This is a genomic window from Terrimonas ginsenosidimutans (assembly GCF_022012415.1).
GTDB lineage: Bacteria > Bacteroidota > Bacteroidia > Chitinophagales > Chitinophagaceae > Terrimonas_A > Terrimonas_A ginsenosidimutans.
The window spans coordinates 71,905-94,307 of record NZ_JAKLTR010000004.1; the positions used below are offsets into that span (position 1 = coordinate 71,905).

Annotated in this window: 17 protein-coding genes; 12 read left to right on the forward strand and 5 right to left on the reverse strand. The window is 46.7% G+C overall.

What is annotated here, in order from left to right; genetic code table 11:
- Positions 1-18 precede the first annotated feature (18 nt).
- Positions 19-297 carry a hypothetical protein gene (locus LZZ85_RS07960; RefSeq protein WP_237870420.1) on the forward strand — a complete coding sequence of 93 codons (279 nt, stop codon included), beginning with the start codon at positions 19-21 and terminating at the stop codon, positions 295-297.
- Positions 239-2,749, forward strand: coding sequence for a T9SS type A sorting domain-containing protein (locus LZZ85_RS07965; protein WP_237870422.1), 2,511 nt, complete (start codon positions 239-241; stop codon positions 2,747-2,749). The genes LZZ85_RS07960 and LZZ85_RS07965 overlap by 59 nt, the downstream gene beginning before the upstream one ends.
- Positions 2,750-2,898: 149 nt before the next feature.
- On the opposite strand, the gene LZZ85_RS07970 is transcribed toward LZZ85_RS07965, so the two are convergent.
- Entirely contained in the window at positions 2,899-4,266 is a 1,368-nt protein-coding gene (locus LZZ85_RS07970; protein WP_237870424.1) for a flavin monoamine oxidase family protein, read from the reverse strand.
- 305 nt (positions 4,267-4,571) lie between these two features.
- Positions 4,572-5,294, reverse strand: coding sequence for a head GIN domain-containing protein (locus tag LZZ85_RS07975; protein WP_237870426.1), 723 nt, complete (start codon positions 5,292-5,294; stop codon positions 4,572-4,574).
- 240 nt (positions 5,295-5,534) lie between these two features.
- On the opposite strand from LZZ85_RS07975, the gene guaA reads away from it, so the two are divergent.
- The 7 genes from guaA to pdeM all read left to right on the forward strand — a co-directional run bounded on the left by guaA (position 5,535) and on the right by pdeM (position 16,277).
- The gene (gene guaA, locus LZZ85_RS07980; RefSeq protein ID WP_237870428.1) at positions 5,535-7,073 is read left to right on the forward strand and encodes a glutamine-hydrolyzing GMP synthase; all 1,539 of its coding nucleotides are present in this window, start codon (positions 5,535-5,537) and stop codon (positions 7,071-7,073) included.
- A gap of 56 nt (positions 7,074-7,129) precedes the next feature.
- Complete coding sequence (locus tag LZZ85_RS07985; RefSeq protein ID WP_237870430.1) at positions 7,130-8,308, forward strand: ABC transporter substrate-binding protein; 1,179 nt, start codon at positions 7,130-7,132, stop codon at positions 8,306-8,308.
- A gap of 205 nt (positions 8,309-8,513) precedes the next feature.
- Positions 8,514-9,539 carry a ligase-associated DNA damage response exonuclease gene (locus LZZ85_RS07990; protein ID WP_237870432.1) on the forward strand — a complete coding sequence of 342 codons (1,026 nt, stop codon included), beginning with the start codon at positions 8,514-8,516 and terminating at the stop codon, positions 9,537-9,539.
- Between the two features lie 169 nt (positions 9,540-9,708).
- Positions 9,709-11,313: an ATP-dependent DNA ligase gene (locus tag LZZ85_RS07995; protein WP_237870434.1), complete on the forward strand. Its 1,605-nt coding sequence runs from the start codon at positions 9,709-9,711 to the stop codon at positions 11,311-11,313.
- 123 nt (positions 11,314-11,436) lie between these two features.
- Positions 11,437-13,914 carry a ligase-associated DNA damage response DEXH box helicase gene (locus LZZ85_RS08000; protein ID WP_237870436.1) on the forward strand — a complete coding sequence of 826 codons (2,478 nt, stop codon included), beginning with the start codon at positions 11,437-11,439 and terminating at the stop codon, positions 13,912-13,914.
- Between the two features lie 79 nt (positions 13,915-13,993).
- Positions 13,994-15,265, forward strand: a complete 1,272-nt coding sequence (locus tag LZZ85_RS08005) for a GNAT family N-acetyltransferase (protein WP_237870438.1) — start codon at positions 13,994-13,996, stop codon at positions 15,263-15,265.
- A gap of 334 nt (positions 15,266-15,599) precedes the next feature.
- Positions 15,600-16,277 (forward strand): ligase-associated DNA damage response endonuclease PdeM, encoded by a 678-nt coding sequence (pdeM, locus tag LZZ85_RS08010; RefSeq protein ID WP_237870440.1) that lies wholly within the window; start codon positions 15,600-15,602, stop codon positions 16,275-16,277.
- A gap of 3 nt (positions 16,278-16,280) precedes the next feature.
- Here the strand turns inward: pdeM and LZZ85_RS08015 are convergent, their stop codons facing one another.
- The gene (locus LZZ85_RS08015) at positions 16,281-18,650 is read right to left on the reverse strand and encodes a DUF5916 domain-containing protein (RefSeq protein ID WP_237870442.1); all 2,370 of its coding nucleotides are present in this window, start codon (positions 18,648-18,650) and stop codon (positions 16,281-16,283) included.
- 174 nt (positions 18,651-18,824) lie between these two features.
- Complete coding sequence (locus LZZ85_RS08020; protein WP_237870443.1) at positions 18,825-19,574, reverse strand: XRE family transcriptional regulator; 750 nt, start codon at positions 19,572-19,574, stop codon at positions 18,825-18,827.
- Between the two features lie 235 nt (positions 19,575-19,809).
- Between LZZ85_RS08020 and surE the strand changes: the two genes are divergently transcribed.
- The 3 genes from surE (at position 19,810) to lpxB (ending at position 22,197) form a co-directional block, all read left to right on the forward strand.
- Positions 19,810-20,634, forward strand: a complete 825-nt coding sequence (surE, locus tag LZZ85_RS08025; RefSeq protein WP_237870445.1) for a 5'/3'-nucleotidase SurE — start codon at positions 19,810-19,812, stop codon at positions 20,632-20,634.
- Positions 20,631-20,927, forward strand: a complete 297-nt coding sequence (locus LZZ85_RS08030; protein WP_237870447.1) for a hypothetical protein — start codon at positions 20,631-20,633, stop codon at positions 20,925-20,927. The genes surE and LZZ85_RS08030 overlap by 4 nt, the downstream gene beginning before the upstream one ends.
- 154 nt (positions 20,928-21,081) lie before the next feature.
- Positions 21,082-22,197, forward strand: coding sequence for a lipid-A-disaccharide synthase (gene lpxB / locus LZZ85_RS08035; RefSeq protein ID WP_237870449.1), 1,116 nt, complete (start codon positions 21,082-21,084; stop codon positions 22,195-22,197).
- A 3-nt stretch (positions 22,198-22,200) separates the two neighbouring features.
- On the opposite strand, the gene LZZ85_RS08040 is transcribed toward lpxB, so the two are convergent.
- A complete protein-coding gene (locus LZZ85_RS08040) occupies positions 22,201-22,365 on the reverse strand; it encodes a DUF6728 family protein (RefSeq protein WP_237870451.1) in 165 nt (54 codons plus the stop codon).
- Positions 22,366-22,403 lie beyond the last annotated feature (38 nt).

Genomic DNA, 22,403 nt, shown 5'->3' on the forward strand with positions numbered 1-22,403 from the left:
GCAAAAGATCCGCGAAGCATGCCAAGAACACTCAGCGTTCTTGGCGGATCCTTCATGCTTCGCGATACTGATACGCCAGTCGAAACTCATAAGATACGGGGCAATAACTTCATCCCGCTTACAACACGAAGAATACAGTTCAATGACATATTTCAACAGTTCATTCTTCACGTGACTGCATTGCGCAACGAACAAAGCAACTTCATTGTCAATTGCGCAAAAACAAACCTGTCCGACCATGATGTCCCGAATAACCGCTACGATGGTGTTAATGATCACCTATTGTTCTTCCATTGATGCCCAGCAGGGATTCTATAAGGTGTTCCAGGAAAAGGACTATCATAACCTGGCCGATATGATCGTGGTCAATGAAAATCATTTTGCATTCATTACGTCTGATTTCTTTTACAGGATCGACGGAGCAAGCAATATTATTCTTAAAAAAGCGATCAAGCATGGCAGCTCATCTTCCTCCGAATCTGTGATCTGTGACGGCGAAGGGAATTTCTGGATCGCACTCATCGCATTTGACAGTCAGATCAGGCCAAGCAAAGTGTTGTACAAGCTTTCCCCTAATGGCCAGGTATTAAAGATCATTGATTTTGGATTGTCGAATTCCGCCGAGAACCTCAAGCTGGTGAATTCATCCAACAATACCTTCTTCCTAACATACAAAGACCGCGGCCAGAGTGGCAATGCGGCAGTGCGCGCCTTACTCCTGGACAAATCGGGAAACACAATATGGAATAAGCAGATAACGGACACCATTTACAATCGCTATACTGTCAAGAAGGGAGCCAATAATACGGTGGATGTTTATTACGAGCTGAAGAATGACCGTAAAGGGCAGATCGCAACGATCGATGCCACCGGAGATATCTCGGTAAAAAACATCGATCTGATTGATCCGGTTGATTCAGATTATTACACGAGTGATTTCGTCCGGGCAAATGATGGTATTGTATTCTGTGGCCTCGATAACAAAGCCCACCCATTATTACCGGATGGCCTTATTTATAAAACGGACAATAGCGGTAATGTTCTTTGGCAAAAAACGCTTAACATAAAGCTGTCTGACCATTTCTATAACATTGAAGCTGTTGCCGATGGATATATCATCCTCAGCATATCCGGATATCAGACTGTCGCAAGTGACTCGGAGGGAGATATTGTAATGATCAAAATAGACAAGCAGGGCAATCAGCTTTGGGCAAAAGCATTTGGCGGGGCTAAAATGGACTATGCGCGACAGCTTCGCATATATGGCCAACTTATTGCCTTCGCGGGCCAAAGCTCCTATCCCTCTTCAAGCGTTTCTGTCCCCTTTGTATGCAAAACAGATCTGAACGGCGACATTCCATCTGATCTTCCCTTTGAGCCGGTTCCGGTGGCAAAGATGAAACCTATCGAAACACCGTCGCTGACATACGCTTCAACAATGTGCCAGTCGGCACCCGGCCCTAACGAATCTATCATAAGCGGCGGAAACTTTATTAAAACGGAAGATGACTTCACGTATCCGTTTGTTACCCGCAGTGACAACAATGCAAAACAGCTCTGGTATAAACAACTGGCAGACCATCCTGCCACACTGAAGGTATTAAAACAGGTCAGACCGAATGAATACATTGCTGTTACCGAGATGAAAGATATTTTCGCTAATCTTTACGATGTATACAAGTTTGATGAAACGGGAAAGATCGCATGGACAAAACAGGTTGGAGCGAGCGCGATCCGCGATGTGATCGCTACGCGTGACGGAGGCATCATTCTGACAGGCACACTGGATATTTCTTTTATCAACTTTGAAACAATACTCATTAAACTGGATGCGTCCGGTAACGAACAGTGGAATAAAAAGATCGGTGACCTGCGGGAATGGGAAGCTGGAAGAAAGATCATCGAAACGCCTGAACAGGATTTTCTTATCGTTGGAAGCTCACAACCGGAATTCAATATCGTTTCATCCGTGTATCTTCTCAAAATAGACCGACAGGGAAATAAACTATGGTCAAAAACATTTCCAGAAGGCATTTCAACAGACCATGGCTATGATGTGATCATCACATCAGACCAGGGATACCTGCTTGCAGGTTCATCTAACAAACAACCATTCACCAATAAGGATCTGCTATTGATACGGACCGATAAAAACGGAAATCAATTATGGCGTAAAGCATACGATCTCCATTTGATGGATGAAGGTTTCCAGCTAATGAACAGTTCAGATGGCGGCTTTCTTGTGCTTGGCACAACCGCGGAACCGCAGGCCGGCCCATTGGAGAAGTACGTTTACGTAATGAAGACTGATGCAAATGGACGCAACGAAGGCGTAAGACATTATGGCAAAAGGGGATCACAAACAATGAACCCTTCAATGACCGTTCTGTCTTCCGGAGATACCGTGATTACAGGCACAATGCAGGACGGCTATGGTGGGGAAAGACTGTTTATGACACCGCTGGAAGAATTTACACCCGGCAGTCAACCTGAAAGCATAGCTATAAACCTTTTTCCAAATCCGTCCGTCGGATCATCGTCCCTGGTGATCAACACGGTGGAAACGGGTGACATAACCATTGCCCTGTATGACCAGGAAGGACGATTGATCAAACAGATCAGCAGGAAGAAAACAGGACTGTTATTTAAAGAAGAGCTTAGCGCACCATCGCTTGCAACGGGAACTTATTTCGTCAGCGTTTGGTTCAACGGCAAACGGGAAAACATCAAATGGCTGATCATTAAATAACGTGTGCATTTTGACATCATAGCGAAGGCCCCCATAGTTCACCCTCCCGTGGCACCAAATTATCTTCGGCACTACGGGAGGGTGAACTCCTGATCTAAAACTCTGCGACCATTATTAAAAGACTAGCTTTATTCCTTTAACGCAGCACATCAGCCGACAATTTTCTTTGCAGCGTCTTCCCCTGTATTGATCGCGCCTTCCATAAAACCCTGCCAGTCGGCCAGGTGCTCACCCGCAAAATGAGTATGCAGATGCGGGCGTGAAAGTGTTGGGCGCAATCCGAACCATTGCCCTTTCCCATAGATCGCGTAAGCGCCTCTGGAATATTCATCACTCCCCCAGTAATAGTTCGTTTGCTTTTCCAGCATGGGTAATACATCTCCAAAAGCAGGATTCAGTGTTTGCCGGATCACCGCTGCCTTCCATTGCTCATCCTGTCCGGCTACAACGGCAGCCTTATCACCGATCGTATAAGAAAGCAGAACACCTTTGGTCGATCGTTGATTCTTTGTGGCATGATAAAAGTAATGGGGCAACTGATCTGTAACCATATCAAAGTCTTCCGCACCCCAGAACCGTTTATTGAACAGTAAAGGATTTTTGTTGATCCGCGCATATTGCAATTGATCCAGTGCCATGACCTGATCGGACGGCAAGGCAGGAAGCCAGTTGATCTTTCTCACCGCAAATGTGGGCGCGGTGCAGATCAGTTTATCTGCTTTGAAGATCCCGCCATTCGCACAATGTACTTCCACGCCTCCTGAAGATTTCTGGATCACTTTGTTTACGGCATGCTGCAGTTTGATCTTATCCATCCCGATCGCTTCCGCCATTTTCTGTGCAAGCAAACTATTTCCGCCCCTGATCTTATAATCCATTTCATTCTTCTCACTGCTCTCCGCATACTCAGCAAGTGCGGCAAAGGCTGATACATGGCGAATGGATTCTCCGAAATCTGTACTGTCCAGCAACTCTCGTATATCCAGGTCCCGCCCATCGCAGCCGTTCTGAACAAGATAACGCCACCAGTCCGTTTTATCCAGTTTGATCTTTTGCGCGGGTGTCATTTTCCCATATGCATCGATCAGTTTATTGAAGGTGACCTTCCAGTTATCGCTGTAATCCCAGTCTCCTTTTGCATGGTATTTTCCTTTATAGATCAGGTGTGAGTTGAACTGGTTATTATCCAGCGAAAGTCCGAATTCATTACACAGGTTTTGCACCCGGGTATGTGAAGCACCAACCCATTCCGCACCAAGCTCCACGACCAGTTTTTCCTGTTCATCGATCGTATGCGAGAACACGCGGCCGCTGATCCTGTTCCGTGCTTCAAGTATTACGAAGTCGATCTTTTTCTGATGCAGGTAATAAGCGGCCGACAAACCGGCGAACCCCGCACCGAGAATTACCACTTTGGGTTTATTCCCGATAAAAAAATTCCCCCAGGAGGAGGAAGCTATTAATATGCCGGCCGAAGCCAGTGAACTTTCTTTGATGAATTGCCTGCGGGATGACATGGATGAAGGTTTTGGTTTCGTTGTCGACTCCGGCCGGTCAGCTTCTGCGACAGAGGCTAACCGGCCGGACATTCATTATTGGTCGAATGTATAGCAATTCATCGAGCGGGAACTCACTCTGATGAGTGAGTAGTGGGATTTCCGAGTGGAAAGCAGTTTTGGTTAAATTGACTGGCGTAATTAGCAACGCAAAGAACGCAAAGGACCGCAAAGAACGCAACGAAATCTCATAGTAAAGACTGATTCCTTTGCGCCCGTTGCGGTCCTTTGCGTTCTTTGTGTTACTCCTACGCAGTTCTGTGCTTTTAGTCTACCTTTTTCACACTTCCCGATCCGCTCACATGCTGCGAAACCGCGGCATTTCCTTTATAGCGGATACTTGAAGCGCCACTGGTGTTTGCATCAAGTTTTACACTGGCGAAAACATCAACATCGCCGGCACCAGACAGCTCAACATCAGTATTTTCAGCAAGCAGATCGAATGCGCGTACGCTTGTGCTGCCTGATCCTTCGATAGAGAGATTTTTAGTTTCACCGCGTAAAGTGATCTCGCAGGCTCCACTCGCATCAACTTCCACATTCAACGCTTTGATATCAAGGTTGGCATTGCTGGCACCGCTTAATTCAATCTCCATTACCTCTTCTGTAGTTATTTTTCCTTCAGAAGTGACACTGCAGGCTCCGGATGCGCCGATATATTTCAATGTAGGGGCAGACACGTATACTTTAATTTTCCCGGTCGGATCAAGGTTCGTACGATGAGCGGGGCGAACTTTTAATCTCGAGCCATCTTTTACTACTTCCACATGCTCCTGCAGGTTTTTATCCGTTTCAATTTTCACACTAAAATCCCCCTGGACGAGGTGAAGCTCGATGGCTCCGCTGACATCCACTCCGTCAAAACCGGTGATCCCACTGCGGGTTTCCGATACGATATTTCCGTCACCTTTTATTCTCTCCCCTTCAAAAGTATGACAGGAGGATAAGATGACTACCAGGCCGAATAATAATACCAATGTGCGTTTCATAATGATCATAGTTTAGTTTGGCGTTCAAGAATTTCAAAAGTATAGTATTGTTTGATTTGACTACAGGTTTTTTGAAAAGGTTACATACCGGCGCTGCAGCTTCGGCGTTGACCGTTGACCGTTGTCCGATTATGACCATGCCCGAGCAAATTCGAGAGCCTGCCGTTCCCGGCCGGACAACGGTCAACGATGAACGGACTACGATGAACGGTCAACGGAATTTCCTACCTTCGCAGCACCATGACGGAAAAGATTCTTATTCTCGACTTTGGTTCCCAATATACCCAGTTGATTGCCAGGGCTGTACGGGAAGCAAACGTTTACTGCGAGATCATCCCCTACCATAAGACATTTGTAGTTGAGCCAGGATTGAAAGGTATCATCCTTTCGGGTTCGCCTTTCTCAGTAAATGAACCCGGCGCTCCTGATGTGGATATTCAGGATATGATCAGCAAAGTGCCTGTTCTGGGTGTTTGCTATGGTGCTCAGCTTACGGCCCGCCGTTTCGGTGGCCTTGTAGCGAAAAGTAACAAAAGGGAATATGGCCGCGCGCAACTGCAGCGCACCAATGACGATGTGATCTTCCAGGATATGGCGGCTCAGAGCCAGGTCTGGATGAGCCATAGCGATACCATCAAAGAATTGCCGGCAGGATTTGAACTGCTCGCAACCACGGAAAGCATTCCGGTGGCAGCATTCCGCAAAGCAGCGGCAGGTGCAGATCACCCGCTTTATGGCGTACAATTCCACCCGGAAGTGTATCATTCTTCCGAAGGAAAAAAACTGCTCAAAAACTTCCTTGTTAATATATGCGGCTGTGCACAGGACTGGACCTCTGCTCACTTCGTAACGGATACTGTTGAAGCCCTGAAAAAGCAGATCGGTGACCGTAAAGTGATCATGGCACTGAGTGGCGGCGTTGACTCTACTGTTGCCGCAACCCTGATCCACCGGGCGATCGGTGACCGCCTCTTCGGCATTTTTGTAGACAACGGTGTATTGCGCAAGAATGAATTTGAGGAAGTACTGGCTACATACGACAAGATCGGTCTGAACGTAAAAGGGATCGATGCGAAGGACCGCTTTTACAGTGAACTGGCTGGCAAAACAGACCCTGAAGCAAAAAGAAAAACGATCGGCAAATTGTTTATCGACGTTTTCCAGGAAGAAGCGAATAAAGTGCAGGGCGTTGGATTGCTCGGCCAGGGTACGATTTATCCTGATGTGATCGAAAGCGTTTCTGTGCACGGGCCTTCTGTTACGATCAAATCTCACCATAACGTAGGCGGTTTACCAGAAAAAATGCACCTAGAACTGGTGGAACCACTCCGTTACCTCTTCAAAGATGAAGTGCGCAGAGTTGGTCGCGAATTAGGCATCCCTTCGGAAATGCTGGACCGTCATCCGTTCCCCGGACCAGGTTTGGCGATCCGTATACTCGGTGAGATCACCCCTGAAAAAGTACACCTGCTCCAGGAAGCTGATCATGTGTATATCAAGGGCTTAAAAGATAACAATTTGTATGCAACGGTTTGGCAGGCGGGTACTATCTTGTTACCGGTTAAAAGCGTGGGCGTGATGGGTGATGAACGGACTTATGAATTCACCGTTGCTCTCAGAGCTGTTACCAGCGTAGATGGTATGACCGCAGACTGGGCTCATCTACCCTACGAGTTCTTAGCCAATATCTCCAGCGAGATCATCAATAATGTGCGCGGTATTAACCGGGTAGTTTACGACATCAGCAGTAAACCTCCTGCCACCATCGAGTGGGAATAGTTATTGCCGGACACATAGAGATGACCAGATCAACGCTGGCCGTTAAATAGAAACAAATGAAAGTAGTCTTTTCGCTTGTACTGGCTTGCCTTGCCTGCTTACAAAGCATTCATGCGCAGGAAAGTGCGGCAGTTGCCAAACCTAAGATCGCCATTTTCGCCCCTTTGTATCTCGATTCGGCCTTTGATGCCACTAATGAGTACCGCTATTCAAAAACGGTATTCCCAAAGTTCATCAACCCGGGCCTTGAATTTTATGAAGGCGCACAACTTGCCCTTGACTCCCTCGCGCGGGAAGGCGCAGGAGTTGAAGTATTCGTGTACGATACCCGCTCCTCCAAAGAATCACTGGAAGATCAGCTGAAACGACATGAACTGGATGATGTAAAACTGATCATTGCCCATTGCAGCAGCAGTGAGGTCAGACTTTTTGCAGAAGCGGCACAAAAAAGAAATATCCCTGTTATCAATACGACTGTCCCAAATGATGGCGGCGTCAGTGGCAACCCCTACTTCGTAGTGCTGAACCCCACGCTGCGCACACAGGTGGAAGGCATTTACAAATACGTTCAGAAATACCAGGCAACAAAACAGGCCGTTGTTTTCAGGAAAAAAGGTGCCATCGAAGACCAGATCAAAACCTTGCTGGATGAATACACAAAAACAACCAGCTCCGTTGCCCTGAAAATAAAATATGTTGACCTTGTAGACAGCTTTACCGTCAACCAACTGAAAGCCCAGCTTGACAGTAACCGCAGCACGGTTGTTATCTCAGGAACGCTGGATGCCAACTTCGGGAAAAGACTTGCACAGCAGCTTGCGTCTATCAGCAAATCATACCCGCTTTCACTCATTGGTATGCCAACCTGGGATGGCGTTCGTGATTTTGCAAGGCCTGAGTTCAACGGATTGGAGATCATCTATGCCAACCCTTTTTACAATCCGAAATCTGATAAGACCAGCCAGGATATCTCTGCATACTTTAATAATGTAATGTATGCACGTCCGAGCGATATGGTATTCCGCGGTTATGAAGTGACCTGGAAATTTGCAAAACTGCTCATCCGTTATGGAAATGATCTTGCATCAAACCTGGGTGATAAATCGAATAAAGTATTTACCGACTTTGATATTCAGCCCGTGCTTGACAGAGGCAGTATGACCCTGCAGTATTTTGAGAACAAGAAACTGTATTTCCTGCGCTGGCAGGATGGGTTGATCAAGGGAGTGAATTGAGAGAATACCCTTGGATCATGAGGTCAACATAGCATCAGCGTAGTTGTATCGCAAAGGGCGCTAATTAAACGCAAAGAGCGCTAAGAATAAAACCTTTGCGCTCTTTGCGTTTACTTAGCGCCCTTTGCGATACTCCTGCGCCAGTAAGATATGCAGGGCTTCAAAACAGGCATGAAAACTGTATTATTTCCCCAAATAGTCATCATTGCCAACCCCTCTTATCCAGTTCACAGATCGTGGCCTTTACTGCCCTCCCGGGAAATTTCATATTGACCCCTGGAAGCCGGTAGATAAAGCCGTGATCACGCATGCGCATAGTGATCACGCCAGACCTGGCAGCAATTCATACCTCTCCCATACTTATTCAAAACCATTACTCGAATTAAGACTTGGGCCGGGCATTTACGAAACCATCGGCTGGAATGAACCTGTCTGGATCAACGGGGTAAAATTATCCCTGCATCCCGCAGGTCATGTGATCGGCTCCTCACAGGTAAGACTGGAATATGAAGGCGAAGTTTGGGTGTTCAGTGGTGATTATAAAACAGAGAATGATGGGATCAGCGGTGCATTCGAACCCGTAAAATGCGATGTATTCATTACTGAATCAACTTTCGGATTACCCATCTACAACTGGAAACCACAGGAAGAGATCTTCCGGAATATACAAGACTGGATCATGCAGAACCACAGCCAGGGAAAAACGTCTGTGCTAATGGCATACAGTCTTGGAAAAGCACAGCGATTGCTTCCCTGTGTTGAAGCAACAGGTTTACCCATCTTCCTGCATGGAGCGGTTTACAACGTACATCAGGCGCTGGTCGCTGCGGGCCATAAACTCCCCGCAATACAACGTGTCCAACAGGATATGCCTAAAGACATCTTCAAAGGAAATGTCGTCATTGCTCCGGGAAGCGCTGACGGAACTCCATGGATGAAACGCTTCTCGCCTTACAGTGTTGGAGTATGCAGCGGCTGGATGCAGGTTAGAGGAAATCTCAGGAGAAGAAATGCGGATGCCGGCTTCGCTTTAAGCGACCATGCCGACTGGAATGGTTTACTACATACAATAAAAGCAACAGAAGCAAAAAAAGTTTTTGTAACGCATGGCTTTCAGTCAGCCTTCAGCCGCTATCTCAATGAGATCGGCATTGAAGCAGCAGAAGTAAAAACAGAATACGGGCAGGAAGAAACAGCGGAGGAGGTGGAGGAAAAGCGGGAAGAGGGTTGAGAGTTTGGGAAGCTTGACAGGTTTAAGAGGTTCCATAAGTTCCATAGGTTTCATAGGTTCTCAGATACTTAAACCCCTATTCCCTAATAAAATACTCAAGCAATCGCACTAGTGAAGCTTGCTATTTATTGAACCTATGAAACCGCCCAGACCTTAGAAACCCAAACGCATGAAACAATTCGCGGAACTCGTCAACATACTCGGTACATCCACAAAGACGAATGATAAGCTGGATGCTTTGTCTGCGTATTTCGCTGTGGCGAATGACCGCGATAAAGTATGGGTGATCGCCTTATTCAGCGGGCGCCGTCCGAGGCGCACGATCAATTCGACATTGATACAACAGTGGTGTTCGGAACTAATTGGCCTGCCCTTGTGGCTATTTGCAGAATCCTATCATACCGTCGGAGATCTTTCGGAAACGATCGCATTGCTGATCCCTGATACACTGACAGACCCCGAAGCCACGCCGCATCCGTTGCATTATTACATTGAAAAATTCCAGGAACTGGCAGCGGCGGGCGAAGAAGAGAAAAAAGCATTCATGATACAGTCGTGGCGCCAACTGGAAACACCTGCCGAGAAATTTGTGTTCAACAAACTTTTATCAGGTGCGTTCCGCATAGGCGTTTCTCAGAAAGTAATGGTAAATGCGCTGGCGCGAACAGTACAGCTAGACCCGAGCGTGATCGCGCACCGGATCAGTGGTAACTGGGATCCGGCCGTGATCACTTTCGATGAACTATTGAGCGAAACAAATATCAAAGCAGATTCATCCAAGCCTTACCCGTTCTATCTTGCTTATGCACTGGAAACTTCTCCGGAGGAATTAGGGGAGCCGGATGAATGGCAGGCTGAATGGAAATGGGACGGGATCCGCGGGCAACTCATCAAACGCAATAACGAACTGTTTGTCTGGAGCCGCGGTGAAGAATTGCTCACTGATAAATTTCCTGAATACGCCATCTTCAAAGACATCTTACCTGATGGAATTGTATTGGATGGTGAGATCATACCCGCCGTAGACGGCAAACCGCTACCCTTCGCCATTCTCCAAACGAGGATCGGACGCAAGAACGTGACGAAGAAACAACTGCAGGAAGCACCAATGAGCTTCTTTTGTTATGATCTGCTGGAATACGACTATGAAGACTGGCGCGGCGTAGCACTGAGCAAACGAAGAGAAAAACTGGAAGAAGTAGCCAATCAGGTCAGCCGGCCTGAGTTGCTCTTATCTCCCGTAATAGAATATGCAAGCTGGCAGGAGCTTGCTGCCTTACGCGATCAGTCCCGCGATATGGGATCAGAAGGATTGATGCTGAAAAGAAGATCTTCCGTATACCAGGTTGGCCGCAAGCGCGGCGACTGGTGGAAATGGAAGATCGATCCGTTAACGATCGATGCCGTCATGATCTATGCACAAAAAGGAAGCGGGCGAAGAAGTAACCTGTACACAGACTATACATTTGCCGTTAAGGATGGCGACAAACTGGTCTCTTTTACCAAAGCCTACTCAGGCCTGACAGATAAAGAATTTAACGAAGTTGATTCTTTTGTAAAACGTAACTCCCTGGAAAAATTCGGCCCTGTCAGAACAGTCAAACCCGAACTCGTTTTTGAGATCGCTTTTGAGGGCATTGCTGCGAGCAACCGTCACAAATCCGGCGTCGCCCTAAGATTTCCGCGCATCAGCCGCTGGAGAAAAGACAAGAAACCAGAAGAGATCAATACCTTAGAGGAATTGAAAAAAATGTTGGAAGTGTATGGGAAGTGAGGGACCGAAGTTTAATAGTTTAATAGTTTTCAAGTTTGATAGTTTGCTCCATAGAACCATTGAACCATTAAACTTTCAAGCTCTTAAACTATTAAACTTTCAAACCAAACGTCCTCAGGAGAAATGAAGAACAGTCCCGGGTATAACGTGATCATGAACTGGCTCGCAGGACGCGGAATGCACCCTTTCAGCTTCCAGGAGGAAGCCTGGAAAAGTATCCTTGCGGGAGAAAGCGGGTTGGTGAATGCGCCAACTGGTTTTGGTAAAACTTACTCTGTGTTCCTTGGTGCATTGATAGATTTTATCAACAGGCATCCGGATAACTATCAAACAAAATCAAAGAACGGATTACAACTGCTGTGGATCACGCCCTTGCGGGCGCTGGCAAAAGATATTGGCCGCGCGATGGAAGAAGTAATTGTCGAACTGGGTATGAGCTGGAAAGTAGGGATCCGCAATGGTGATACAGACATCAACGAACGAGCACGTCAGAAAAGGCAGATGCCTGAAGTGCTGATCATCACTCCTGAAAGTTTGCACCTGCTGCTTGCTCAGAAAGGTTATCCTGAAACACTTGACTCCTTAAGGATACTGGCCATTGATGAATGGCATGAATTGCTGGGAAGCAAGCGGGGCGTACAGGTAGAACTGGCGATCAGCCGGATCGTTGGTGTAAAAAAACGATCGCAAAAGAATGCCGGAGATCCCCTTCGTTTATGGGGCATCTCTGCAACCATCGGAAATCTTGAGCAGGCAAAAGAAGTATTGCTCTCCAACATTCAACGGGAAGGCGTGATCGTTCGCGCGAACATGCACAAAAAGATCGAAGTAGAATCAGTGATCCCCGATGAAATTGAAAAATACCCGTGGGCAGGGCATCTTGGGATAAAACTCGTCGACAAAGTCATTCCGATCATACTGGAGAACAGGACCACCCTCATCTTTATCAATACAAGAGGCATGAGTGAGATGTGGTATCAATCATTGCTCAATGCAGCGCCTGAATTAGCAGGCGCGATCGCCTTGCATCATGGAAGTATCGATCAGGAGCTGCGCCAATGGGTGGAAGAGAATCTCCATACAGGAAGATTGAAAGCCGTTGTATGTACAGCTTCCCTTGACCTCGGTGTCGACTTCCGGCCCGTTGAAACCGTTATTCAGGTCGGCTCTCCCAAAGGTGTTGCACGTTTCTTGCAGCGTGCGGGAAGAAGCGGCCACCAGCCAGATGCGGTCAGCAAGATCTATTTCCTTCCAACACATTCCCTGGAACTGGTAGAAGCGGCTGCCTTAAAGCAAGCTATCAGCGAGCAGCTGATCGAAAGCCGCGATCCCATGCTGCTCTGCTTCGATGTGCTGGTACAGTACCTCTGCACACTAGCGATCTCTGAAGGATTCACGCCTGATGAAGTATGGGAGGAGATCAAGCGAACCTATTGCTTCCGGGAGATCACACAAGATGAATGGCGACAATTACTGCACTATATCACAGAAGGCGGCACGGCGCTTCAGCAATATGACGAGTACAAAAAAGTGGAGATCATTGATGGCATATTCCGGATCACCGGGCGAAGAGTGGCTATGCGCCACAGGCTGCATATCGGCACCATCGTAAGCGATGCAATGCTGAAAGTAAAATTCCTTAGCGGTGGTTTTATTGGTGTAATAGAAGAATACTTTATCTCCCGGCTTGAACCAGGCGATACATTTACGCTGGCGGGGCGAAACCTCGAACTGGTCATGATCAAAGACATGACCGTACTCGTCAGAAAATCAAACGCAAAAAAATCGGCAGTCCCAAGCTGGAATGGCGGCCGCATGCCCCTGTCTGCCAATCTTGGAAAAAAACTCCGCGAAACATTCAATCTTGCTTTTGAAAAGAAACAGCTCAAGGCAGTTGAACTGCAGGCATTGAAACCATTGTTCGACCGGCAGGAAAAACATTCGCACGTTCCCAAAGCAAATGAATTGCTCATAGAACAGATCGAAACAAAAGACGGTTATCATTTATTTGTCTATCCATTCGAGGGCCGGTTGGTCCATGAAGCAATGGCAGCCATCCTTGCGTACCGTATCAGCCGTATCCGGCCTATCACCTTTTCCTTCGCTATGAACGACTATGGATTCGAACTACTGAGTGATCAGCCGATTCCCGTCGATGATACCAATGTGTACGAATTATTTTCTCCCGATAATCTTTTTGAAGACATCCAGCGAAGTGTGAATTCCACTGAAATGGCGAAACGGAAATTCCGGGATATTGCGGTGATCGGCGGACTGATCTTCCAGGGCTACCCTGGCGAATATAAAAAAGCAAGACATCTTCAGTCGTCCGCCTCATTGCTATTCAAAGTATTTGCCGAATATGAACCCGATAACCTCTTGATGCGACAAGCGTATTCGGAAGTTTTCGCACAACAAATGGAAGAAGCAAGATTGCGGGATATGTTGCAACGGATACAGGCGTCAGAGATCGTCATCACCTGGCCTGAAAAATTAACACCGTTCTGTTTCCCGATAAAAGTAGATAGCATGCGGGAAGACCTTTCTTCTGAAAAACTGGAAGACAGGGTGAAGAAAATGCAATTGCTGCTGGAGAAATAAAGGGAAGGAGGCATCTACAGTACAAATGCATTTGTTTGGCAGAGAGTATTTACAAATCCCACATCTCTAAACAATATTTATGAGTAATGCACGTCATGACACCCTAACAGCAAATGAACTGGAGCAGGCTATTGCAGAAAATCATCGCCAGCTCTTTTCCCTTAATGCGATTAGTCTTGGAGGAAGAGCAGTAAGAGGAAACGACATTGAATGGACTTATATAAACGATAAAGAAGCCAGTGCAGTGATGTTTCCCTCCCTGACGGAAGAGAATGTTCGCCAGGAGTTGAACTTCCTGATGGAAAGTTACCGGCAATACACACCCGCAAGTGCCGGGTATTGGTCGCTCCTGCCCAAAAAGCCAGCAAATATCGGGCTTTATCTTCTTGCCCGTGGATGGCAAACTGGCTGGCAGCCCTGCTGGATGGCATTGGACACCCTGACAGATCAATTTGACAATACACTTCCTGAAGGTTACCGGATCACTGAAGAAAATGATGTTGATGCCAGCATGGTAAAAGACCTGCCCTACGCCGAAGACAACGCCTACTTTTCATCTACACTGATCAAGCAATATCCCGGAAAAGCCCGGCGGATCGTCGCCTGGCATAATGAAACGATCATCGGGCAATGCTGCCTGTTTTTCTCCGAAGCTCCGGCAAACGTCGTTGGCTTGTATAATATGGGCGTAATTCCACAGCAAAGAAAAAAAGGAATCGGGAAAGCATTATTACATACCGCAGCATTGGTTGCTCAAAAAAAGGGAATACCTTATGTAACGCTTAACGCTAATCATATCGGCCGGCCATTATATCAAAAAGTAGGTTTCAAATTGATCGGCTACGGAACTACCTGGTGGTTGATGAATAAAAACTACCTCCGTCAGTTGCCCGTTGAAATACAATTGGCGGAAGCCATCGGCCTGGGAAATATAAATGCATTGGATCAGCTTATACCGTCTGTGCCTAAAGAGATCCTTGCGCAGTCCATGTGCAATGACATGCGCTGGATCGAATTCGCCATTTATCAGGGACAGGAGGCCTCTGTAACCTGGCTGATGAACAATGGCGCTGCGCTCACCGCTCTTGATGCATGGGTGCTGGGATGGAAAGAAAAAGCCACTACATTACTTCGTAACGATCCGGAAGAGATCAACCGACGCTACTTTGACTGGCGTGGCACTCTTTTGCATGTTGCTGCGGAGAAGAATGATCTGGCGCTGCTGCAGTTTGCATTGCAATACAATCCCGATCTTACTATTAAAGATCATCATCATAACGGCACTCCTCTCGATTGGGCTGTATTCTTCAAAAGAGACGAGATGGTCAGATTACTGGAACAAGCTGAGTAACTAATGTCATTAAAGTCAATTGCCAATCTGTGATCCCCCCGGAGCAAGTCCAATAATTGTTAGGTTAAGAAAATTTCTGACCGTCTTGATCTTAGCCAGCGTAGAGGAACGCGGCAGACGCAGCGAAAACAGCCATGAAGAATATTGCATTTCGCTGTGACTGCCGCATTCCCTAAACAAAATAAAACCTCAAGATTGTTCATAACTGGTTTCGAAATAACAAAGTTGAATTTTCCCGGCGTTACTATTGAGAACATCAATTTATTGATGTATTTTACTATTAGGTAAAATCCCTTCCGGACAAAATCACGTTTATAGCTTTTAGTTTTTGGATATGACCCGATATTTATCACATATTATCGCCGGAGAACACCTTGTAATGAGTGGGGAGCGGGCGCTGTTCTGGGAAGGCCAGCAAACCCTGATCATTGCGGATCTGCATGTTGGTAAAACAGGCCATTTCCGGAAAGAAGGGATTGGCGTACCTGCGGCAATCTATAAAGATGATCTTCACCGCTTACTTTCCCAAATACTTTTCTTCAAGGCGGAACGGCTGATCATTGTCGGCGATCTTAGTCACAGTATTGCTAACAGGGAATTGGACCTGTTCCGCAAATGGCGAAAAGACTTCTCTTCCCTTGAGGTTCATCTTGCTAAAGGTAATCACGATATCCTCGACAACAGGTGGTATGAAGAAGCCGATATTATGGTTCATAATGAACCATTACCACTATTCCCATTTCTATTTGCACATGACACGGATCAGATAGATGAAATCCCAGTTGATCATTTTCTATTCTCCGGGCATGTTCACCCAAGCGTAACGATCAGGGGCCGCGGAAAACAGGCGCTCAGCATGCCCTGTTTTTATTTTTCCAAAACGCACTGTATCCTGCCTGCATTCAGTAAGTTCACCGGTTCCTACCAGGTACGACCAACCACAGATGACGAGGTATTTGGGATCGTAGGAAACGAAGTGGTTCAGCTGCAAAAAAAAACGATCAGTTCTTAAGCCTCACTTCCGCAGTTTATTATAATCGAGGAAATAGATAAACCGGACGGTCAGTTCGTTGCCATGCCTGAGCGACAGGGCTTGTCCAAGATTTGGAATATATCTTTTATAGCGCATCCCATCAACGATCTCATCGGTACCAAGCCAGTTCTTATAACCAAGTATCAACCGGCTGCCATATTGAAAATCCCATGTAAGGAACGCGTCCGCATTAAAATAGTTGACATTATCGATTCCTGTATAGGCAACCTGGTTAACAGGGAGCCCTGCCCCGTCTACATATGCAACTCGTTTGATATCGACATTACTCCAGTAATGGCGCATACGTAATGTAAGGTTGATACGGGGTGTAAAATTATAAATACCGGAAAGTACGGACGACACATCTTTAAGATCCACAAAAGCGATCCTTGGCCTGTTCATTCCATCACGACCGGCAGAAATGATATAATCGGTTTCTGTTTCGTATCGATGTGAAAGTTCCATCGTCAGCTTATTACTGAAGCGATAACGCAAGCCGCCTTCTATTACATAATATTTCTTTTCGGGATTTTTAAAAAAATCGGCAACCAGCACATCGTAACTAAAGAACAAACGCTTCCGGCTATCTGTGCTTCCGCCCAGTCCCAGTGCCCCGTATTGTGGGCGGCGGGCATACTGATCCACTTCCCTGCCAAGGATAAAGTAATCGTGCTGATCCGGCAGATAAGAAGCTCTCAACGTCACATCCCAGAAGTTCTTGAAATACCAGAAGGCACTGGCTTCAATGGTAAGATCCGTAAAGTTGCCGGGCTTGAAAAGGCTGCTTTGCGTTACAGAAAGGGAATATGTCTGGTTCAGAAAATGCTTTGTGGGATTGAACTGATTATAGCTGACGGATCCTGTATTGATCACCTGGTTCGGCGTTTGCAGGTAACCAAGATCTGTAGGATCATAATTTACAGACCGGATGATGTTCTGGGCAAAATAACGGATATGTCCGCTTACTTTTCCCGCGCGGAGCATTGTATTAAATCCATCATAAGAGCCAGGTCCGAAGATCTTGCTGTAATGCGCATATCCCCGGAAATTGTAGTTGTTGTTCTTGTCATAGAGGCTCAGATCGAGTCCGCTTACGTTTGCGTCCCGTCCATGTCCATCCCGAAGCACATTTGTATTGGTGAATGTTACATAGGAACGGCCTTGAAGCGCCTGATCCAACACGAGGATATTATAGTTGGTAAGCGATTCCGTTTTGATCTCCGTTTCACTTCCCGATGTTTTATGTCTCACAACGGCATACATCGGCGCACCGATTGCATTCAGCATTCCGATACCGAGTTTGTTCTTCGTGCGGCCGGATACTTTGATCGCATTATAAAGCTGTGTCCTACCCGGGTTTTTCACCACTTCCAGGTCCTGGTTACCTGCAACAAGATCGTTCACATCATGGTAGCCGGTAGGCGCGGCACCGATCCTGCGGGAATAAAACAGCCCTGATTTATTGAAGATCTCTGTGCCTTCGGTAAAGAAGGGGCGGTAGTCATCAAACCTCACTTCATAAGGCGTCAGGTTATTGATCACATTATCAGAGATCACCTGTCCGAAATCCGGTATGAGCGTTGCGTCCAGCGTAAAGCTTTCGTTGATCCCGTATTTCACATCCATACCCCCGCTTTTCAGCCATTCGGATCGATAGCCATCGCGCTCAGGTGTATTCCTTATGCCTGTAGACAGGTATGGCGAAAAGCTCAGGCGCAATGGCGGTTTGATCTCACGCAGATCATGTAACACGCCAAACTGGTTCACGAATCCATTTACCTGCGGATCTACAAAATTCCAGAAAGTTGTTTCGTTGTTTCGCCTGACGGAACGCAGAAATTGCAGTCCCCAACTCTGCACCTCGCTTTTACTGAACCGGAGTGAAAGGTAAGGGATCTTCATTTCCACTACCCAGCCATCCGATCTGATAGTGACTTTGCTTTCCCAAACTGCATCCCAGGTCTTATCGCCATATTCTCCAAAACCGGTGGTAATATTAGGAGCCAGCCGCGCATCTGTTTGCACATTGGATGAGGTAACGAGAAATTGAAAACCATTCTGCTGGTCTTTATACGTGTCAAAGAAAACGGAGAAATAGTCGAGATCTTTTTGCTGCTCTTCGTCACGGGCGGTGATCTGGCGGCGGATCATAGCGGAGTCGTCGTACAAATATGCGCCAACATAGATCGCTTCGTCGTCATAAACGATCCTGACTTCAGTATGCTGGGAGGCGGGCTTACCGACATTGGGAAAATTCTGTATGAAGCCTGTCGCAGGTATTACGCCCTGCCAGGCAGCATCATTGAGCAGCCCGTCGATGACAGGCCCCTGGTTGATTTTGGTTGCTTGCAATGTTTTTCCCTGGGAAAATATAGTCACATGGCCCAACAGCAGCAGACTCAAACAAAGAATTCTACTTCTTAACATACAGTCAGTTCCCGGACAAATATATCATGTCTGTTCTGAACGGGAAAAACGGCTTGCAAAAAAACGCAGGATTACTGGATTTTTTCTGGATTCTAAGGCTTAATTCATCTTTTTCTTAAGGGAAACTACTTGTTCCTGCAGGTCGCTGACGATATTTGCCAGTTGCCCCATATCCCAACGCTGCTGATTGGTTGCTTTGGAAATGATCATTTGGGCCTGCCACATTTCAAGAACATCGTCTGTATTGACGGTATAAGGGTGATAGATCGGGTTATCGCTGACCAGGGTCAGCTTGTTTTTAGCGCGTGTTGCTTTCTGAACGCGTTTATAAACGATCCCTTCATTACGGGAAACAACGATGCAGGGCACATCATTCTTGATATCGTCCAAACTATCTACTTTCTCCCCGACGATCACCGATCCGCTGGGAGTGGGCAGCATTGAATCTCCGATGATCTCAAATGCCCGGTAATTTCCGCCGGCGAGCATCGGGAGGGTAAACGTGTTCAGTTCATCCACGAATTCGGGATCCGCATAGCCGGCCAGATATCCCGCAGCAGCCTTCATGGGTACGAATGGAATATCGGTACGGCCGGACGCAAGCTTTAATGCCCTGCGTTTCGCCAGATAATTGCTCTTATTGTCGCTCAGATCTTTTCTCAGCAGATCATCCAGCGTTAATTTAAAAATATCGCATACCACTTCCAGCACATCAATACGCGGCTCTGCCCTCTCCTCTTCATAGGCACCAAGCAATGAACGTTTGATACGGAGCTTATTCGCAAATTCCTCCTGCGTCCATCCACGCAGCTTGCGCAGGTATTTGAGATTTTGGTTGGATATAGCCATATTAAACTAACTTATTTAGTGCAAAATACTAACTTTTTTAACACGAACAAAAAAAGACAGGGAGGAGAGACCGCAGGCCGCAGGATTAGCACGATTCATTGTAGCCCTTTACTTAAATAGGGTGAACAACCCATATGGTTGCTAATACTGCAGCCTTCGGTCCGTGGACCATCTGCCGTCTTTTTTCTCCTAAGCCCTTGACAGCTCGGAAAATATTGTCAAATTTGTAACTTCTATGGCAACAAAGAAAAAAACACCAGCTAAGAAAAAATCTGCAGCTCCGAAGGTAACCGGTAAGGGCAAACCCGTCATCCTGATCACCAATGATGATGGTGTTACAGCACCGGGGATCATGAATCTTGTGGAAGCAGTAAAAGACATGGGAAAGATCGTAGTGGTCGCCCCGGATAAGCCTCAGTCAGGAATGGGACACGCTATCACCATTGGTCATCCGCTCCGTTTACAGAAAGTAAATACGTTTGGAGATATCGAAGCTTATGCCTGCACCGGTACGCCGGTTGACTGTGTGAAGCTTGCTGTTGATAAAGTGTTGCACCGTAAACCCGATCTATGCCTCAGCGGCGTTAACCATGGAGCAAACCACAGTATCAATGTGATCTACTCCGGCACAATGTCTGCCGCGGTCGAAGCTGCTATAGAAAGCATTCCCTCTGCAGGATTTTCCCTGCTTGACTACAGCATCGATGCCGATTTCTCCGGCGCCCGTAAATATGCGAGAATGGTTGTCGAAAAAATGCTGACAACAAAGCTCGACAAGCATACCGTATTTAACGTGAATATCCCTGCTTTGCCTGCCGATCATATCAAAGGATTGAAGATCTGCAAACAGGCTTATGCAAAGTATGAGGAAGACTTTATCACGCGCCAGGATCCGCACGGCCGTGTTTACTACTGGCTGACCGGCGAATTCGTAAATTTTGACAAAGGACGTGATACAGATGTCTGGGCTTTAGCGAATGGATATGTTAGTTTGGTGCCTGTACAATTTGATCTCACCAATTACGTTCTAAAGTCCAAACTGGAAAAACTTTGGAAATGATATTTAAACGGGACAACCTTCAACTCGGATTGATTCTTGGCCTTCTTGGGCCGGTTCTTGGCCTGATGGTCATTTATCTTGCCAGCTATTCATCCGTTTCCCTCGGTATTTTCCTGGAAAGCTTTTTTAGCGATAAGCGCCTGCTGACGCCGATCGGCTCGCTTTCCCTACTGGCAAACGTCGCATTATTCACCATATTTGTCAATACCCGCCGGGATAAGACCGCTAAGGGCATCTTCGTTATGACGGTGATCTTTGGAATCGCGATTCTGATCCTGAAAGTCACGAATTAAGTGAAATAAAAAGTCAAAATTAAAAAGTAAAAAATAGCGTCTTTAGATTGTTTTTCCCAATACCCGGCGAGGTTTTCTCTACGGCGGTTGAAAGATCAAACTAATCAATTGAGGCTGGTTTTTAATTTTTACTTTTGACTTTTTAATTTCCCTCATGAACTACTACATCATCGCAGGCGAGGCCTCTGGCGATCTGCATGGCAGCAACCTGATCCGTGAAATCAAACAACTGGATGAAGCTGCCAGTATCCGCTGTTGGGGCGGCGATAAAATGCAGGCAGCAGGCGGTGAATTAGTGAAACATTACCGCGAGCTGGCCTTTATGGGTTTTACAGAAGTGCTGATGAATCTCCGCACCATTTTCCGGAACCTGAAATTCTGCAAAGAAGATATCCTCGCAAATAAACCGGATACGCTGATCCTGATCGACTATCCCGGGTTTAATCTCCGTATTGCGAAATGGGCGCGTGCACAAGGCCTGAAAGTGATCTATTATATCAGCCCGCAGGTATGGGCGTGGAAAGAAGGCCGTGTAAAAATGATGAAAGAATGCATTGATAAAATGCTGGTAATACTTCCTTTTGAAAAAGACTACTTCAAAACAAAATGGAACTGGGATGTAGAGTACGTAGGACACCCGCTTGTGGAAGTGGTAGATGCCAAACAGGCTGAACCACCGCCCCCCTCGTTTGCCGAAAAACCGGTGATCGCCCTGCTTCCCGGAAGCCGCAAACAGGAAATATTAAAGAAATTGCCGATCATGCTGTCGGTAAGTCCGCGTTTCCCGGATTACCAGTTTGTTGTGGCCAAAGCCCCGGGGCTGGAGGAAAGCTTTTATGATGAGCTTATGAGAGGCTATGACAACGTTTCCTATGTATCCAACAGAACCTATGATCTGCTCCGCCAGTCGAAAGCCGCGTTGGTAACATCCGGCACTGCCACTCTGGAAACTGCTTTATTCGCGGTGCCTGAAGTGGTGTGCTACAAAGGCTCTCCCATCTCTTATGAGATCGCAAAGCGGGTGATCAAAGTGAAGTATATTTCACTGGTGAACCTGATCATGGATAAGCTGGTGGTGAATGAACTGATCCAGCATGATCTGACAGTGGAAAATCTCCATAAGGAGCTGAATGAACTGCTGAATGATGAAAAGCGCAAAGCGCAACTCAAAAAAGATTATGAAGATCTTCGTCAATTGCTCAGCGAAGGCGGAAATGCTTCGCATAAAGCGGCCGTTTCCATCGTAAACTGGCTTAGAGAAAAAAAGTGACCCTTATCTGCGAAGAAGTTTGACGGCAAGAATGATCATGCAGATGATAAAGACCAGCAGGCTGATCTTGTTTGTCCAGTGCATGAATCTGATCTCCCGGTTGCTCGGCTGGTCAGGATCTTTTTTGCGGAGATAAAAATATTCGCCCAATTGTTTGAATACGCCCATGAGGCAAAGGTAGGATTTTGACGGGAACAGGGAATAAT